Below are 15,627 nucleotides of genomic sequence, written 5' to 3'. Positions count from 1 at the left end.
CCCTGACTTTCCGATTCAGGCACCGGCCTTGTCCAGCTTTACCGACCCCGCCGCCGGCCGCTCTGCGCAGCCACGACGCGGCCCGCTGAACCATCTCTCCACCAGGCTGCGCGAGCGCGCCGGCGCGCACGTGCGCGCGCTGACCCGCAGCAATTCCGGCCTGACCCTCGACTACGACAACCCGCCGGGCGATCCCGGCCTGTTCGGGCCCGACGCGGTCTGCTGGCGCGTGCATGCCGACTTTCCGGCAATGCTCGCGAGCGGCGTCAGTGCGCTGCTGCTGCAGACGCTGCATCCGCTGGCGCTGGCCGGGGTCTGGGACCACTCCAGCTTTCGCACCGACATGCAGGGGCGCCTGGGGCGCACCGCGCAGTTCATCGCCGGCACCACCTACGGCAGCCGTGCCGATGCCATGGCGCTGATCGGGCGCGTACGGCGCATCCATGCCGGCGTGGTCGGCGTGGCCCCGGACGGGCGGCACTATGCCGCCTCCGACCCGGCGTTGCTGACGTGGGTGCACGTGGCCGAGGTCTCGAGCTTCCTGGCTGGCTATCTGCGCTATGTCGGACCACTGAGCGGCACCGAGCAGGATCGCTACTACGACGAGGTTGCGCGCATCGCCCAGATGCTGGGCGCGGCCGACGTGCCGCGCTCGCGCGCCGAAGTCACGGCCTACCTGGAGGCCATGCGGCCTGCGCTGCTGGCCAGCGAACGCACCAGCGAAGTAGTGCGGCTGGTGCGGAAGATGCCGGTGGCCAACCCGCTGCTGCAGCCGGCGGTGCGGATCATGGCCGACGCGGGCATCGCACTGCTGCCGCCGTGGGCACGGCAACAGCTCGATCTGGACGGCCCTTCGATACGGCGCCCGGCAGCACTCGCGGGCATGCATGTGCTGGCACCGGCGCTGCGCTGGGTGCTGGGCGCCGGCCTGGCAGCGCGCGCACGGCGGCGCGTGGCCCGCGGCACCGCCACGACGACCGGCTGAGGCTCGCGCCGGCTATCGGCTTTCAGCCGAACTTCTTGAACGGAAATGAGAATTGGCGGCAAAAACCCTCGCATTTCGGAGGATTGCGCGACGCGAAAGTGGCATTAAATCTGCCTGGGCATTCCGAACGGCCGGTCGGTTTTACTAACCGCACCAGCCACAGCGCCACAGAGCGCGATTCAAACGACGCAGGCAAAAAAAGAAGCCTACGCGCGGGGTGCTCGTAGGCTTTCCAGGACTGCTCGAGCCGAAAAGCTCTTGCCAAGAATATAAACGCGCTTACATGAGGTGTAAATCCCGTTTCTATCAGGGGATTCCCTTATGACGGTATGAGATTATTGGCGCACTTTTGATGATTTTAGCCCTGACGCTACATCAGGGCATTTTTCGTATGGGCTGGCAATTTCCTCGCGAGCGCAGTCCACATCGAGCCTGCGTGGCTCGCCGCTCTGGCCGCAGTATGCGGCACACAATCGGCTACAATATCACAGCCTCAAGAGCAACAACTTTTATAGAGCAACACCTCTATTCCAGGAACGGCGTGCGGTTCGTCAACGCTTGAAAAAACTTTGTTACTCTCGGCGCTGAAGTACTCCCCTTCTCTTCTGGCAGCGCCAACCGCCGGCACCTGCGCCGTTACCGAGAGCGGATGTTTCTCGTGCCGCCCTGGCCGTGGCGCACACCAAGCCGCCGGCCAATGGACTGTTATCAGCCGCCAGAACCCTTGCGGGCTCTTCCGGAGTCGTTGTGAAGAAGAAGGAAACCCGGCCCAAGTCACGCAGCCGGAAACAACTGCAGCACCAGCAATTTGCGGCATACAGCACCAGCCAGGCCCCGGTGATCGTCCACCTGTCCACCGGCGCCCGGCTGCAGGGTCTCATCCTGGCGTCAGACGACTATGTGGTGCTGCTTGGCCGGCAGCCGGACGACATCCGGCCCACGGTGGTCTACAAGCGGGCCATCTGCCTGGTCACGCTGGCCAATGCGCCGGACGCGCCGGCGGTGGCGCCGGATTTGGCTCCAGAGCCGGACTTCCTGCCGATCTACATCCCCCGCACCCACAAGCGCCGCTAGGTCAACGCCCGCCTCACGCGCCTTCCCGCCCCACCGGCACCCCGCGAAACTATCGCGGAGATCACTCTAAACCTTTGCCTTGCCCGGTCGATAACCCAAGCAACGGAGGCACTCTACGCCCTGCAAAGCAGGCCGCCAACGTTACGGCACTAGCCGGAATGCCCAAAACTTTGCATATAGGAGTCGTATCATGGCGCAAGTCATTAACACCAATTCGTTGTCTCTGATGACTCAGAACAACATGAACACGTCGCAATCGTCGCTGAACACGGCGATCCAGCGTCTGTCGTCGGGCCTGCGCATCAACAGCGCCAAGGACGACGCCGCCGGCCAGGCGATTGCGAACCGTTTCTCCGCGAACATCAAGGGCCTGACGCAAGCCCAGCGCAATGCCAACGACGGTATCTCGCTGGCGCAGACCACTGAAGGCGCGCTGACCGAAGTCAACAACAACCTGCAGCGCATCCGTGAGCTGAGCGTGCAGGCTGCCAACGGTTCGAACTCGGCTTCGGACCTGAAGTCGATCCAGGATGAAATCGGCCAGCGACTGCAGGAAATCGACCGTGTGTCGACGCAGACGGACTTCAACGGCGTGAAGGTCCTGTCGAGTGCTGCCAGTCCCTTGAAAGTTCAGGTTGGCGCGAAAGACGGGGAAACCATCACCATTAACCTGAGCGAAATCAGCTCCAAGACCCTCGGTCTGAGCAGCTTTAGTGTTAGTGGCGTATCGCAGGCCCTGACGTCGCTCACCGACACTTCGGTCGCTGGAAAAACCACCGTCACGAACTTGACCACGACCTCCGTCGATGGGATTGCAGGCGCAGGCAAGTTCACCGTGCATGGCGTCGGCACTGCAGCCGCCAACGGCACGTACACCGACTACATCATCCGCCTGGACAACGGTAAGCAGTATCAAGGTGCGGTGAATGCAGGCACCGGCGCTGTGACTTTCGCCAATGCTGCGATCGTCGACGCGGCCACGCTTGCCGCTGCTGCCGAATATACCCCTGCGGGTGCGGCAACCAGCTCGCCGCTGGCCGCTTTGGACAAAGCACTGGCGCAAGTGGACACGCTCCGCAGCTCGCTGGGTGCCGTTCAGAACCGATTTGACTCCGTCATCGCGAACCTGGGCACCACCGTCAACAATCTGTCGTCCTCGCGCTCCCGCATCCAGGATGCAGACTACGCGACGGAAGTGTCGAACATGACCCGCGCCCAGATCCTGCAACAGGCTGGCACCTCGGTCCTGGCGCAAGCCAACCAGACCACGCAGAACGTGCTGTCGCTGCTGCGTTAATCGCATCCGCGAGCAGGCATACAAGGCTGGGCCGCAAGGCCCGGCCTTTTTGCCGGAACACGCTGGAACGTTTCGCAGGCAGACCGCTGCCTGCCAAGCGCTTCAGCCTGAGGACAAACCACGCCGACGGAGCAGACCATGGCGCCACCACCAACCGTGAACCCAACCGCAGCGCGCTTGCCGTCTGAAGTGCTGCCCAACAGCACTGCGGCCCGCGCAGCGGCCGCCTTTCGCATACTGGAGGGAAACGCCGTCGCCCCGTCGTCGCAAACCGTGGATACGTCCGCCGCCATCGGCGAACTGGTCGAGGCGCTCAAGACCACTTCGGTCGGCCTGCGTTTTGAAATCGACGAGACCACCCACCGCGTCATCACCAAGGTGATCGACAAGGAAACCGGCGACCTGATCCGGCAGATGCCCACCGAAGAGGTGCTGCGCATCGCCCGCGCCATCGACAAGCTGCAGGGGCTGTTCATCAGCCAGGCGGCCTGAGACCTGAACATCAGTTGAAGACGAGACAAGAACATGGCAACGATCTCCTCCATCGGCATCGGCTCCAACCTGGACCTGAGCAGCCTGCTGGACCAGCTGCAGAAGGCCGAGCAGGCGCCGCTTGACGCCATCAACACGCAGGCCAAGAGCTACCAGACCAAGCTGTCGGCCTACAGCCAGGTGCAGAGTGTGCTGGATGCCTACAAGGCAGCCGCCAAGAAGCTGTCTGAGGCCGGCACCTTCGGCGCGGTGAAGGCGAACGTGGGCACGCCGGATGTGATGTCCGTCACGACCGCCGCCAACGCGGTGCCGGGCAACTACAGCATCACCGTCAACACGCTGGCCACCGCCCAGTCGCTGGTGAGCGGCAACGTTGCCGACCAGAAGGCGGCCATCGGCGGCGGCGAGATCACGTTTGATTTCGGCGACGCGCTGGCAACCGGCGGCGCGGCCACCAGCACCAAGAAGGTCACCATCCCGGCTGGCTCCTCCCTGGAAGGCATGCGCGACGCCATCAACAAGGCCGGCATCGGCGTGACCGCGAGCGTCGTCAATGACGGCAGTGCCAGCCCGTACCGCCTGGTGCTGACCTCGGACAAGACCGGCACGCAGGCGACCATGCGCGTGTCGTCGGCCGATGCGGCGCTGAACAACGTGATCGCCTTCGACCCGGCCGCAGCCGCGGGCGTCAACAAGATGGAGCAGAAGGTCCCGCCGGCAAACGCGACGCTGAAGATCAACGGCATCGACGTGGTCAGCCAGAGCAACTCAGTGGTGGACGCCGCCCAGGGCGTGACCATGAACCTGGCCAAGACCGGCACCACCTCGCTGGTGGTCACACGCGACAACGATGCGATCAAGGCGTCGGTCCAGGCCTTTGTCACCGCCTACAACAATATCCAGAGCACGGCCAAGTCGCTGACGGCATTCGATACCAAGGCCGGCACCTCCGCGGCACTGACCGGCGACGGCACGCTGCGCTCGATCCAATCCAGCCTGCGCTCGATGCTGGGCGGCGCCATGGATGACGGCAAGGGCGGCCAGATCACGCTGATCGACGTCGGCATCACGTTCGAGAAGGACGGCACCATGAAGCTCGATGATGCCAAGCTGACCAAGGCGCTGAACAACAACCTTGGCGGCGTCACGGCCATGTTCTCCAGCACGACGGGCACAGGCGGCATCGGCAAGCAGGCAACCACCTATATCGAAGGCCTGAGCAAGACCGATGGCGCGCTGAAGGTGGCCCAAGACGGCATCACCAAGACGCTGAAGAACCTGGAAGACGACTATGACCGCGTCCAGGACCGCGTCACCGCCACCATCGACCGCTACAAGGCCCAGTTCACGCAACTGGACCTTGTGGTCGCGCAGATGAACCGCACCAGCAGCTACCTGACGCAGCAGTTCAACGCGTTGAGCAACAACTCCAAGTAACCATTCCGGAGCAAAGCCACCATGTTCGCCCGCGCATCCGCCAACGCCTACGCCCAGGTGGGCGTCCAGACCGGTGCCATGAGCGCCAGCCCGCACAAGCTTATCACCATGCTTTACGACGGCGCGCGCGCAGCCATCGCGCGGGCGAAGTTCCACCTGGAAGGCGGCAACATTGCCGAACGCGGCAACGCCATCTCCAAAGCCATCGACATCATCGACAACGGCCTGCGCGCCGTGCTCGACCATGAGGCTGGCGGCGAGATCTCCGCCAACCTCGAATCCCTGTACGAGTACATGGTGCGCCGCCTGATGCTGGCCAACCTGCGCAGCGACGCGGCCCTGCTGGCCGAGGTCGACACGCTGCTCGAAAGTCTGGCTTCGGCCTGGGCGCAGATCGACGACACGGCCGCGGATCGGCAACCCGCTTTACAGGACAACTGACATGGCTTCCCTTCCCGAGTTTTCCCCGATCGTGGACTGCTACGAGGAAATCCTCGCGCTGTCCGCACGGATGCACGAAGCCGCCCAGGCAGCTGACTGGGACACCGTCGCCGAGCTGCAGCAGGGCTACCTGGCCCAGGTGGACCGCCTGCGCCAGATGGACCACGAGGCACCGTTCTCCGATGCGGAGCGCATGCGCCGCTACCAGTTGCTGGACCGCATCCTCACTTACGATGCCCGCATCCGCGACCTGGCCATGCCGCAGCTGAAGAAGCTTGGCGACATGCTGACCAGCTCGCGCCGCCAGATCGAACTGTCCGCCGCCTACGGCGCCACCGCCTGACGCAGCCTGACCGCTGCGCTACTCACCGCGGCGGGCCGGAATGCCCGCCGTCTGCATTCACACGACCCGTATGACCGGCATCCATCTGCCTCCAGGCCTGGCACCCGGTCAGGCCCCGGACCCACAACCGTTGCGCACCGCGCTTGCCATCGACAAGCTGGCTGCGCTGCAGCCCGTGCCCGAGGCCACCGAGGCGAATGTCCAGAACTCCACCGGCCAGGCGATCCGCCACAGCCAGCAGGCCACCGGTCCCAACGCCGTGGCAGGCCAGGCTGCATTGCTGCCGGGCACTTCGACGCAGGAATCGCTGAGCGCGGCGGCACGCGCCATCCTGGCGGTGATGGACGGTACCGAGGCCCAGCCGGTGCGCAGCGCCGGCCCGCTGCTGGCCGCCGCGCCCACGCCTGCGTCCGCGCAGGCCGCCGCGGCGGCCCTTGCCAATACGGTCGGGCAGAGCGGCCTGTTCTACGAATCGCACCTGGCACAGTGGGTTGCCGGCGCGCGCGCGTTGCCCGGCATCCGCCAGGAGCCGCAGGCGCAAGTACCGGTGCCGGCCCGAGCGGCTGCTCCAGGTGGCACTGCGCAAGCCGCGGCAACACCGCCGCCGTCTTCGCTGCTGACCTACGCCGGCGGTGCCGCAGCGGCAGAGCCGGCGCGGCCCTCGGCGCCGCCGCTGATTCCGGCCTCGCAGGTGCTGGCTGAAGCGCTGGCCTCGGCCGGCAATCCGCGCGTGGCCCACAGCCATGCGGCGGCGGAACAGGCGCTGCGGCAAGGCGCCGCCACCACGGCGGCCTACAGCCGCGAAGCCGCTGCCGAACCGGGGGCCCAACGCCAGTCCGCCGCGGCGCTGGCCACGCAGGCCTACCAGACCACCGCGGAGGCTGGCGCGCGCGCTGCCGCGCCGGACAGCCTCATCCCCCACGCGGCGCGCGCCGCCGCTGGCCTGCCGGACACCGCCTCGGCGGACGCCGGCCGGCAGGCCGCGGCAGCCGGCCCGGCCATCCATCCGGCAACCGAAGGCGTGGTCCGCCAGCAGCTGGAATTGCTCGCCACGCAGCAGTTCCGCTTTGCCGGCGAAGCCTGGCCCGGCGTGCCGATGGAGTGGGAGTTGCTGCGCCCCGACGCGGATGGCGCCGCTCAGGCCCATGACGACAGCGCCCGGCCATGGTCCAGCCGCCTGCGGCTGCAATTGCCGAGCCTCGGCATCGTCGAAGCGGTGCTGACACTGGGGCCGGCAGGGCTCGACGCCCGCGTGGCAACGCCCGAGACCGATGTCGCGGCGCGTTTGATCGCGGCACGGCCGCTGCTGCGCAACCAGCTGGAGGCGCAGGGCATCGTGCTGCAGCGCCTGAGCGTGCAGACCCAGGACAACATGATGGAAGGAGCGGCGCGATGAGCGAAGCGGCGCAAGACCGCGGCGCGGCGATCGCGCTGTCCTACCAGCACAGCGACAGGGCCCCGCGCGTGGTCGCCAAGGGCTATGGCGTGGTGGCCGAAGCCATCATCGCGCGCGCGCGCGATGCGGGCGTCTATATCCACGATTCACCCACCCTGGTGAACCTGCTGATGCAGGTCGACCTGGACAGCCACGTGCCGCCGCAGCTCTATGTGGCCGTGGCAGAGCTGCTGGCGTGGATCTACCACCTTGAAGCGGGCAGGGACGCAGGCGCTGAAGCGCAGGCCTGACCCGGCAGGCCTCCCTGACGACAAGAGCCCCTGGCCGCTTGCGCGCCCAGGGGCTTTTTGCTTTAGAGGCAGGCCGGTAGGCTTACACCGCCATATTCATCATTTCCTGGTAAGCCGCCACCAGCCGGTTCCGCACCTGCACCCCGGTCTGGAACGACACATTGGCCTTCTGCAGGTCGATCATCACGTCATTGAGCGCCACGCCGGGCTTGCCCAGCTCGAACGCCTCGGCCTGGCCGTAGGCGCGTTCTTGCGCGGCGTTGATGCGCCCCAGCGAGCGCTGCAGCTCGCCGGCAAAGCCGCCGCCGACCGGCGCGGCGGACTGGCTGGCACTGTTGCCCGAGGCAACCTGGGACATCCCGCGCAGTTGCTGCAGCATGCCCTCGATGGAAGAGATAGTGGTCATTTGGCTCGTCGTATGCCGGTCCACCGGCAGAGTTCGTCTTGTGGCGCGCCCCTCGCATCGCAGAGCAGCCTGCCGGCAGGAGGGCCTCAGGCGGTTCGCACCCAGTTTCAGCCCCCGCAGAGTACCCGCCGTCTCCGTCCTCCCATGGGCCGAAATCGGACAAAAAACCGCGTCTGTTCGCCGGATTGTCGCGCTCAAGTCTGGCCGATCATTGCCATCGTGCCGGAAGAGCGCGGGCGGCCGTCCTGTGCTGGCTCCGGAAATCACCAGACAACCATCGATTCGGGAGTACGCGTGTTTTCTCTGCAGCGTAATGTGAGCCGTGCCGTGAGCCGCGCCGACGACCAAGGCGGTCAGCATCGCCCGTGCCGTCGCCAGCATCGCGGCGCCGGATCCGGAGCACGCGCATGACCGCGACCGTGGCACTGCCCGGGCGCCCGGCAGAAGTGATCGAGCGCCTGAAGGCCAACCCGAAGCTGCCGCTGATGCTGGCCGGCGCCGCCCTGGCCGCGGCCATCGCGGTGGGCGTGCTGTGGTCGCGCAGCCCGGACTACAAGGTGCTATACAGCAACCTGTCCGAGCGCGATGGCGGCGCGGTGCTGCAGTCGCTGCAGCAGATGAACGTGCCGTACAAGTTCGCCGAAGGCGGCGGCGCGGTCATGGTGCCGGCCGAGAAGGTGCATGAGACGCGCCTGCGCCTGGCATCGCAGGGCCTGCCCAAGAGCGGCACGGCCGGCATGGAGCTGATGGACAACCAGAAGTTCGGCATCAGCCAGTTTGCCGAGCAGGTCAATTACCAGCGCGGACTGGAAGGCGAACTGGCGCGCTCGATCGAATCCATCGCCGCGGTGCAGTCCGCCCGCGTGCACCTGGCCATCCCCAAGCCTACGCTGTTCGTGCGCGAGCGCCAGAAGCCGACCGCGTCGATCGTGCTGCAGCTGTACCCGGGCCGCGCCATCGATGAAGGCCAGGTCGCTGCGATCAGCCACCTGGTGTCGTCGAGCGTGCCGGAGCTGACGCCCAAGTCGATCTCGATCGTCGACCAGCACGGCAACCTGCTGTCGAACAGCGGCAACGAGCGCATGCTCGACGCGACCCAGCTCAAGTACGTCCAGGCGCTGGAGCAGAACTACCTGAAGCGCATCGAAGCGATCCTGACGCCGATCGTCGGCAAGGACAACGTGCGCGCGCAGGTGACCGCCGACGTGGACTTTTCCATCGTCGAGCACACCGACGAGAGCTACAAGCCCAACCAGGACCCGACCCGCTCGGCGATCCGCAGCCAGCAGACCAGCGAGTCGACCCAGCAGGGTGTCACGCCGCCGGGCGGCGTGCCCGGCGCGCTGTCGAACCAGCCGCCGGCTGCCGCCGCCGCGCCCGTGACCACGCCGCAGACGCCGCGTGCGGGCCAGGCGCCGGGACAGGCCGGCGCTCCGGCTGCCGCGCAACCGGGACAGCCGGGTCAGGCTGCCCAGCCAGGCCAGGGGGCCCAGGGCGCCAGTTCCACGGCTTCCGGCGGCCCCAGCAGCAATCGCCGCGACTCCACCGTCAACTACGAACTGGACCGCTCCGTGCGCCACGTGCAGCAGGCACCGGGCGGCGTGCGCCGCCTGTCGGTGGCGGTGGTGGTCAACTACCGCCAGCAGGCCGATGCCAAGGGCAAGCTCGTGGCCGAACCGCTGCCGCCGGCACTGCTGGCGCAGATCCAGAACCTGACCAAGGAGGCGATGGGGTTCTCGGCCGACCGCGGCGACTCCATCAACGTAGTCAACAGCCCGTTCACCGCCGAGCGCGACAAGGCCGCGCCCGAGGTGCCGCTGTGGAAGCAGCCCGACATGATCGAGCTGGGCAAGACCCTTGCTGGCTACCTGCTGCTGGCAGTGCTGGCGCTGTTCGTGTGGTTCAAGGTGGCGCGCCCGATCCTGCGCCGCTACACCTCGCCGCCGCTGCCGGCACCGGAAGCCAAGGACGAGACCGAGGCAGTGCTGCTGCCGCCGGACGAGCCCGCCAACCCGGAGATCCTGCGGCTTGCCGCCAAGTATGAAAGCGACCTCGCGCTGGTGCGCGACGCCGCACAGCGCGACCCGCGCCTGGTCGCCAGCGTGATCAAGAACTGGATTGCCAATGACAACCGCTAAGGGCATCTCCGAATCTGGCCTGCAAAAGAGCGCCGTCCTGATGATGGCGATCGGCGAGGATGCCGCGGCCGAGGTGTTCAAGCACCTGTCGCAGCGCGAAGTGCAGGAACTGGGCTCGGCCATGGCCACACTCAGCTCGGTCACCCGCGAGGAAATGGCCGAGGTGCTGGGCGAGTTCCGCGCCGAGACCGAGCAGTACCTGGCCCTGAACGTCGATTCCAACGCCTTTATCCGCAGCGTGCTGAACAAGGCGCTGGGCGAGGAACGCGCCCAGTCGGTGATCGAAGACATCCTGGAGTCGCGCGATCCGGGCGGCGGGATCGATTCGCTGAACTGGATGGACGCCACGGCCATTGCCGAGCTGATCCGCGACGAGCACCCGCAGATCATCGCCACCATCCTGATCCACCTGGACCGCCAGAAGTCGTCAGAAGTGCTGGCACTGTTCACCGACCGCCTGCGCAACGACGTGATCCTGCGTATCGCCACCTTCGGCGGCGTGCAGCCGGGCGCGCTGCAGGAACTGACCGACGTGCTGACCAAGCTGCTGGCGGGCCAGAGCCTGAAGCGCAGCCGCATGGGCGGCGTGCGCACCGCGGCCGAGATCATCAACCTGATGAGCACCGCGCACGAAGAGGCCGTCATCGACGGCGTGCGCCTGCACGACGGCGACCTGGCGCAGAAAATCATCGACGAGATGTTCCTGTTCGAGAACCTGCTGGAGGTCGACGACCGCGGCATCCAGCGCGTGCTCAAGGAAATCGCCACCGAGTCGCTCATCGTCGCGCTCAAGGGCGCGCCGCAGGAACTGCGCGACAAGTTCATCCGCAATATGTCCACCCGCGCCGGCGAGATGCTGCGCGAGGACCTGGACGCGCTGGGCCCGGTGCGCGTGTCGCAGGTCGAGGCCGAGCAGAAGGCCATCCTGCAGGTGGTAAGACGCCTGGCGGATGCGGGCGAAGTGCAGATCGGCGGAGGCGACGATGCCTATGTCTGAGGCAAACCCTGAGCGCGGCCAGGCCGCACGCCACGCGCCGCGCGGCGACCCGCTCTCTTCCCTTGCCGGCAACGGCGCGGCCGCCGAACCCGGCGGCTTTGCGCCGTTCGAGCCTCCGCGGCGCGCCCGTGGCGGCGCGGCCGGCTGGCAGCGCTGGCAGATGGGCTCGCTCGATCCCCGCGACAGCGAGCCGCCCGAAGCCCTGGCCGCCATGCCCTCCGAGCCCGCACCGCCGCCGATCGACTTCGAGGCGCTTGACGCGATGCGCGAAGGCGCGCGCAAGGAAGGCTATGCCCAGGGCTACACCCAGGGGCAGACCCAGGGCTACGGCGACGGCCACCGCGAGGGCTACGCCCGCGGCCTCGAAGCCGCACGCAACGAGGCCACGCAACTGCAGGCGCTGGCCACCAACTTCCGCAGCGCGCTCAGCGGCGTGGACGACCAGGTCTCGCGCGCGTTGGTGTCGCTGGCGCTGGACGTGGCGCGCCAGCTGGTGCGCACTGCGCTTGCCGACGACCCCGCGGTGCTGCTGCCGGCCGTGCGCGAGCTGCTGGCCAGCGAACCCGCGCTGTGCGGATCGCCCAGCCTGCTGCTGCATCCCGACGACGTGGCGCTGGTGGAAACCCATCTGCATGGCGAACTGGCGGCGGCGGGCTGGGCCGTACGCGCCGATCCGTTGGTGGCGCGCGGCGGCTGCATCGCCAGCGCCGCCAGCGGCGAGCGCGATGCCACGCTGCCCACGCGCTGGACGCGCGTGGTCAAGGCGCTGGGCCGCGACGATCCATGGGAGCCGCCACATGCCTGACACCGCCGCGCAAGCCACGCCCGCACCGGATCAGGGACTGCCTCATGCGCAACGCTGGATCGGCGCGCTGGACAGCGCCGCGGCCGGCATCGCCGGGCTCGACAGCAAGCGCAGCTGCGGCCGCCTGACGCGCGCCGCGGGCCTGGTGCTGGAAGCCGTGGGCCTGCGCCTGCCGGTGGGCAGCGACTGCCTGATCGAGCTGCCCGCGGGGCAGTTCACCACCGACAGCAATGCCCCGCGCACCGCGGAGGCGGAGGTGGTGGGCTTTGGCGCCGACCGGCTCTACCTGATGCCGCAATCGGATGTGGTGGGCTTGCTGCCGGGCGCGCGCGTCTATCCGCTGGAACCATCGCCGCAGCCGGCCGGCACCGCCACGCCGCGCGAGCCGGGCTCCAAGCGCCTGCCGGTTGGCGCCGGCCTGCTGGGCCGCGTGCTGGACGCCGCGGGCCGTCCGCTCGACGGGCTGGGCCCGATCACCGCCGCCATGGAAGTGCCGCTGGCCGGCGAGCAGATCAACCCGCTGATGCGCGCACCGATCGAGACTGTGCTCGATACCGGCGTGCGCGCCATCAACGGCATGCTGACCGTCGGACGCGGCCAGCGCATGGGCCTGTTCGCGGGCTCGGGCGTGGGCAAGAGCGTGCTGCTCGGCATGATGGCGCGCTATACCAGCGCCGACGTGATCGTGGTCGGCCTGATCGGCGAACGCGGCCGCGAAGTGAAGGAGTTCATCGAGAACATCCTTGGCCCCGAAGGCCGCGCACGATCAGTCGTGGTGGCCGCGCCGGCCGATACCTCGCCGCTGCTGCGCATGCAGGGCGCCGCCTATGCAACGCGGCTGGCCGAGTATTTCCGCGACCAGGGCCAGCATGTGCTGCTGATCATGGATTCGCTGACGCGCTACGCCATGGCGCAGCGCGAGATCGCGCTGGCCATCGGCGAGCCGCCGGCGACCAAGGGCTATCCGCCCTCGGTCTTTGCCAAGCTGCCGACGCTGGTCGAGCGCACCGGCAATGGCCCCGAAGGGGGCGGCTCGATCACCGCGTTCTACACGGTGCTGACCGAAGGCGACGACCAGCAGGACCCGATCGCCGATTCCGCGCGCGCCATCCTGGACGGCCATATCGTGCTGTCGCGCAGCCTGGCCGAATCCGGCCACTACCCGGCCATCGACGTGGAAGCATCGATCAGCCGCGCCATGACCGCGCTGATCCCGCAGGAGCAGTTCGGCTCGGTGCGGCGCTTCAAGCAGCTGATGTCGCGCTACCAGCGCAACCGCGACCTGATCAGCGTGGGTGCCTATGTGCCGGGCAACGACCCGGAGCTGGACCTGGCGATGCGCCTGCACCCGCGCATGGAAGCCTTCCTGCAGCAGGACATCCACGAGCGCGCCGGCTACGACGACGCCATCGCTCAGCTTCACAGCCTCTTCGACAGGAGTGAACATGCTCAAGCATTCACCGCTTAATACGCTGGCTGACCTCGCCCAGAACGATACCGACGCCGCCGCGCGCGAGCTGGGGAGGCTGCAGGGACTGCGCACGCAGGCTGAGCAGCAGCTCAACCAGCTCACCGAGTACCGCCATGAGTACCGCGCGCGCATGCAGATGGTGGCCGCCGAAGGCATGACCTCCAGCCGCTGGCAGGATTTCTCGCGCTTTCTCGATTCGCTCGACCATGCCATCCGCCAGCAGGGCGCGGCGCTGGCCAAGGCCGAAGCCGACCTGCTGGCAGGGCGCAACCACTGGCAGCACCAGAAGCGCCGCCTGAACTCGTTCGACACACTGATCGCGCGCGCCGAAGCGAAGGAAGAACAGGGTGCCGCGCGCCGCGAGCAGCGCGCCAACGACGAATACGCCGCCCGCCTGGCCCGCACCACGGCCAGCCGTCTCAGCGAAGCCTGACCCGGGCCACCCCCGTAGCCAACTCCATGATCGATATCAGCCAGATTGTCAGCAGCGCCGCCAATGCGGTCGAGGGCGCCAGGCGCGCCAGCGCCGATGCAACCGCGAGCGGATTCGGCGACGCGCTGTCGCGCGCCCGCGAAAGCAGCAAGGCGCCCGCGCCGCCGGCCAGGGAAGCCGCCGCGCGCGACCAGCCCGCATCGCGCCAGCCCGCGGCGCAGGCCGACGCCGGCAAGCCGCAGCCAGCCGCCGCGGCCGGCAAGAAGCCCGCGGCCGACCACAAGGATGAAGACCAGGACCAGGATGACACCGCGGCGGCCACGCCGACGGATGCCGCAGCCGCTGCCGCAGCGGCCCTGGCCCTGATGCTTCCCGCCGCAGCCCCGGCCAGCCCCGCTGCCGCGCCGGCCGGCGCGGCGGGTTCCGCCATCGCCGGCGTTGCCGACACCGGCGCCGCCGCACTGCAGGCGGCACTGGCAAATGCCGCGCAGCCGGCCACGGCAGATGCCCAGGCCGATGCCATGCCGGCGGCCGCCACGCCACTGCCGGAAACGCTGCAGGTCGTCACCACCGAAGCCCGGCCAGCACAGCCTTCGGTAGCCGACACGCTGGCCACCATCGCATCCCAGCGCGCCGCGATGCAGACCAGCACCAGCGCAGGCACCGACGGCAAGGCCGGCACGGCCCAGGCCATCCCGGGCGACGTGCTCGCGGTCCAGCAGGACGCCAGCGGCCAGTCTGCCGGCGGATCGGGCAAGCGCCCGGACAGCGGCATCGCCCAGCACCGCGCCGATCCGCTCGCCGCCAGCCCCGGCACGGCCGATGCCAGGCCCGCGGCAACGCCGTTCGCCGTCGCACAGGCTGCCGCCCGCACCGGCGAGGCTGGCGCGGCCAGCCCCGACAACACACCAGCCGTGGCCGCCGCGCTGGCCGGCCAGGCCACCCCGTCGGCTACTGCAGCCGCTGCCGCCGCCTCCGCCCGTCCGGTGGTCACCCCGCAGCTGTACGACAGCCAGTGGCCGCAGGCCCTTGGCCAGCAGATGATCCGCATGAGCACGCAAGGCCAGCAACGCGCCGAACTGCAGCTGAACCCGCCCGATCTCGGGCCGCTCAAGGTCGTGCTCAACGTGGTCAACGACCAGGCCCAGGCCCAGTTCGTCTCGCCCCACCAGGCCGTGCGCGCCGCGGTGGAAGCGGCGCTGCCGCACCTGCGCACCGCGCTGTCGGAGAACGGCATCCAGCTTGGCCAGACCTCGGTGGGCGCAGACGCCTTTGCCAGCCAGGCGGGCAATGGGAACGGGCAGCAACAGCAAGCGCCGGGGAATGGGCGCGGGCAAACCGGCTTTGGTAGCGGCACGCTGGCGGCTGTTGAGCCGGCGGCAGGGGCCAGTACGACGGTGCGTCCCGCGCGTGTGCTTGGGCGTGGCGAGATCGATACGTTTGCCTGATCAATCACTGTGTAACGGGGTCCCTTGAAGGGATAGCAGGAGCAACCGGTGTTGGATAACCGCCTGGGTGCCCCCTCTCCCGCATGTACAGACCGGAGACATGGGTAACAGGTGTTCGGAGACATAGGTGACACGTGACCTGCGCGCATCATGATGCGCGCAGGTCAAGTTCTC

Annotated in this window: 16 protein-coding genes; 15 read left to right on the top strand and 1 reads right to left on the bottom strand. The window is 68.1% G+C overall.

Features of this window, described 5'->3' with window-relative positions; translation table 11 throughout:
* The first annotated feature begins 28 nt into the window (after positions 1 to 28).
* From AC3WLE_RS08300 to AC3WLE_RS08260, 9 genes are all read left to right on the top strand, one after another.
* Positions 29 to 985: an oxygenase MpaB family protein gene (locus tag AC3WLE_RS08300; RefSeq protein WP_492357333.1), complete on the top strand. Its 957-nt coding sequence runs from the start codon at positions 29 to 31 to the stop codon at positions 983 to 985.
* Positions 986 to 1,732: 747 nt separating this feature from the next.
* The gene (locus AC3WLE_RS08295; protein WP_492357334.1) at positions 1,733 to 2,059 is read left to right on the top strand and encodes an RNA chaperone Hfq; all 327 of its coding nucleotides are present in this window, start codon (positions 1,733 to 1,735) and stop codon (positions 2,057 to 2,059) included.
* Between the two features lie 190 nt (positions 2,060 to 2,249).
* Entirely contained in the window at positions 2,250 to 3,356 is a 1,107-nt protein-coding gene (locus AC3WLE_RS08290) for a FliC/FljB family flagellin (protein ID WP_492357335.1), read from the top strand.
* 273 nt (positions 3,357 to 3,629) lie between these two features.
* Complete coding sequence (locus AC3WLE_RS08285) at positions 3,630 to 3,848, top strand: flagellar protein FlaG (protein ID WP_492357336.1); 219 nt, start codon at positions 3,630 to 3,632, stop codon at positions 3,846 to 3,848.
* A gap of 33 nt (positions 3,849 to 3,881) precedes the next feature.
* Positions 3,882 to 5,285 carry a flagellar filament capping protein FliD gene (gene fliD, locus AC3WLE_RS08280; RefSeq protein WP_492357337.1) on the top strand — a complete coding sequence of 468 codons (1,404 nt, stop codon included), beginning with the start codon at positions 3,882 to 3,884 and terminating at the stop codon, positions 5,283 to 5,285.
* A 21-nt stretch (positions 5,286 to 5,306) separates the two neighbouring features.
* The gene (gene fliS / locus AC3WLE_RS08275) at positions 5,307 to 5,726 is read left to right on the top strand and encodes a flagellar export chaperone FliS (protein WP_492357338.1); all 420 of its coding nucleotides are present in this window, start codon (positions 5,307 to 5,309) and stop codon (positions 5,724 to 5,726) included.
* Between the two features lies 1 nt (position 5,727).
* Positions 5,728 to 6,069, top strand: coding sequence for a flagellar protein FliT (locus AC3WLE_RS08270; protein WP_492357339.1), 342 nt, complete (start codon positions 5,728 to 5,730; stop codon positions 6,067 to 6,069).
* A 70-nt stretch (positions 6,070 to 6,139) separates the two neighbouring features.
* Positions 6,140 to 7,465, top strand: coding sequence for a flagellar hook-length control protein FliK (gene fliK, locus AC3WLE_RS08265; protein WP_492357340.1), 1,326 nt, complete (start codon positions 6,140 to 6,142; stop codon positions 7,463 to 7,465).
* On the top strand, positions 7,462 to 7,755 hold the full coding sequence (locus tag AC3WLE_RS08260) for an EscU/YscU/HrcU family type III secretion system export apparatus switch protein (RefSeq protein WP_492357341.1): 294 nt from the start codon (positions 7,462 to 7,464) through the stop codon (positions 7,753 to 7,755). Before fliK ends, AC3WLE_RS08260 begins: the two co-directional genes overlap by 4 nt.
* Positions 7,756 to 7,837: 82 nt before the next feature.
* Here the strand turns inward: AC3WLE_RS08260 and fliE are convergent, their stop codons facing one another.
* A complete protein-coding gene (gene fliE / locus AC3WLE_RS08255) occupies positions 7,838 to 8,161 on the bottom strand; it encodes a flagellar hook-basal body complex protein FliE (RefSeq protein ID WP_041688225.1) in 324 nt (107 codons plus the stop codon).
* Positions 8,162 to 8,568: 407 nt separating this feature from the next.
* Here fliE and fliF point away from each other — a divergent pair, with 407 nt between their 5' ends.
* Genes fliF through AC3WLE_RS08225 form a run of 6 tightly spaced genes read left to right on the top strand, consistent with a single transcriptional unit; the run spans position 8,569 to position 15,453 of the window.
* The gene (gene fliF, locus AC3WLE_RS08250; RefSeq protein ID WP_492318314.1) at positions 8,569 to 10,299 is read left to right on the top strand and encodes a flagellar basal-body MS-ring/collar protein FliF; all 1,731 of its coding nucleotides are present in this window, start codon (positions 8,569 to 8,571) and stop codon (positions 10,297 to 10,299) included.
* On the top strand, positions 10,286 to 11,296 hold the full coding sequence (fliG, locus tag AC3WLE_RS08245; RefSeq protein WP_492318313.1) for a flagellar motor switch protein FliG: 1,011 nt from the start codon (positions 10,286 to 10,288) through the stop codon (positions 11,294 to 11,296). The genes fliF and fliG overlap by 14 nt, the downstream gene beginning before the upstream one ends.
* Entirely contained in the window at positions 11,283 to 12,101 is an 819-nt protein-coding gene (fliH, locus tag AC3WLE_RS08240) for a flagellar assembly protein FliH (protein ID WP_492357342.1), read from the top strand. The genes fliG and fliH overlap by 14 nt, the downstream gene beginning before the upstream one ends.
* The gene (fliI, locus tag AC3WLE_RS08235; RefSeq protein ID WP_492318311.1) at positions 12,094 to 13,569 is read left to right on the top strand and encodes a flagellar protein export ATPase FliI; all 1,476 of its coding nucleotides are present in this window, start codon (positions 12,094 to 12,096) and stop codon (positions 13,567 to 13,569) included. Before fliH ends, fliI begins: the two co-directional genes overlap by 8 nt.
* Positions 13,547 to 14,005, top strand: coding sequence for a flagellar export protein FliJ (fliJ, locus tag AC3WLE_RS08230; RefSeq protein WP_492357343.1), 459 nt, complete (start codon positions 13,547 to 13,549; stop codon positions 14,003 to 14,005). The genes fliI and fliJ overlap by 23 nt, the downstream gene beginning before the upstream one ends.
* 26 nt (positions 14,006 to 14,031) lie before the next feature.
* Entirely contained in the window at positions 14,032 to 15,453 is a 1,422-nt protein-coding gene (locus AC3WLE_RS08225; protein ID WP_492357344.1) for a flagellar hook-length control protein FliK, read from the top strand.
* The last annotated feature ends 174 nt before the right edge of the window (positions 15,454 to 15,627 follow it).

The sequence above is a fragment of the Cupriavidus sp. FW306-1B-F12B genome, from assembly GCF_058781795.1.
Note: the sequence above shows the minus strand (reverse complement) of the source record. Positions and strands in the feature narration are given on the sequence as shown.

Bases quoted from the DNA above. Each gene is read 5' to 3' on its own strand.
- AC3WLE_RS08290 (WP_492357335.1), top strand. From the start codon at position 2,250: ATGGCGCAAGTCATTAACACCAATTCGTTGTCTCTGATGACTCAGAAC.
- fliD (WP_492357337.1), top strand. From the start codon at position 3,882: ATGGCAACGATCTCCTCCATCGGCATCGGCTCCAACCTGGACCTGAGC.
- fliS (WP_492357338.1), top strand. From the start codon at position 5,307: ATGTTCGCCCGCGCATCCGCCAACGCCTACGCCCAGGTGGGCGTCCAG.
- AC3WLE_RS08270 (WP_492357339.1), top strand. From the start codon at position 5,728: ATGGCTTCCCTTCCCGAGTTTTCCCCGATCGTGGACTGCTACGAGGAA.
- fliK (WP_492357340.1), top strand. From the start codon at position 6,140: ATGACCGGCATCCATCTGCCTCCAGGCCTGGCACCCGGTCAGGCCCCG.
- AC3WLE_RS08260 (WP_492357341.1), top strand. From the start codon at position 7,462: ATGAGCGAAGCGGCGCAAGACCGCGGCGCGGCGATCGCGCTGTCCTAC.
- fliE (WP_041688225.1), bottom strand. From the start codon at position 8,161: ATGACCACTATCTCTTCCATCGAGGGCATGCTGCAGCAACTGCGCGGG.
- fliF (WP_492318314.1), top strand. From the start codon at position 8,569: ATGACCGCGACCGTGGCACTGCCCGGGCGCCCGGCAGAAGTGATCGAG.
- fliG (WP_492318313.1), top strand. From the start codon at position 10,286: ATGACAACCGCTAAGGGCATCTCCGAATCTGGCCTGCAAAAGAGCGCC.
- fliH (WP_492357342.1), top strand. From the start codon at position 11,283: ATGCCTATGTCTGAGGCAAACCCTGAGCGCGGCCAGGCCGCACGCCAC.
- fliI (WP_492318311.1), top strand. From the start codon at position 12,094: ATGCCTGACACCGCCGCGCAAGCCACGCCCGCACCGGATCAGGGACTG.
- fliJ (WP_492357343.1), top strand. From the start codon at position 13,547: ATGCTCAAGCATTCACCGCTTAATACGCTGGCTGACCTCGCCCAGAAC.
- AC3WLE_RS08225 (WP_492357344.1), top strand. From the start codon at position 14,032: ATGATCGATATCAGCCAGATTGTCAGCAGCGCCGCCAATGCGGTCGAG.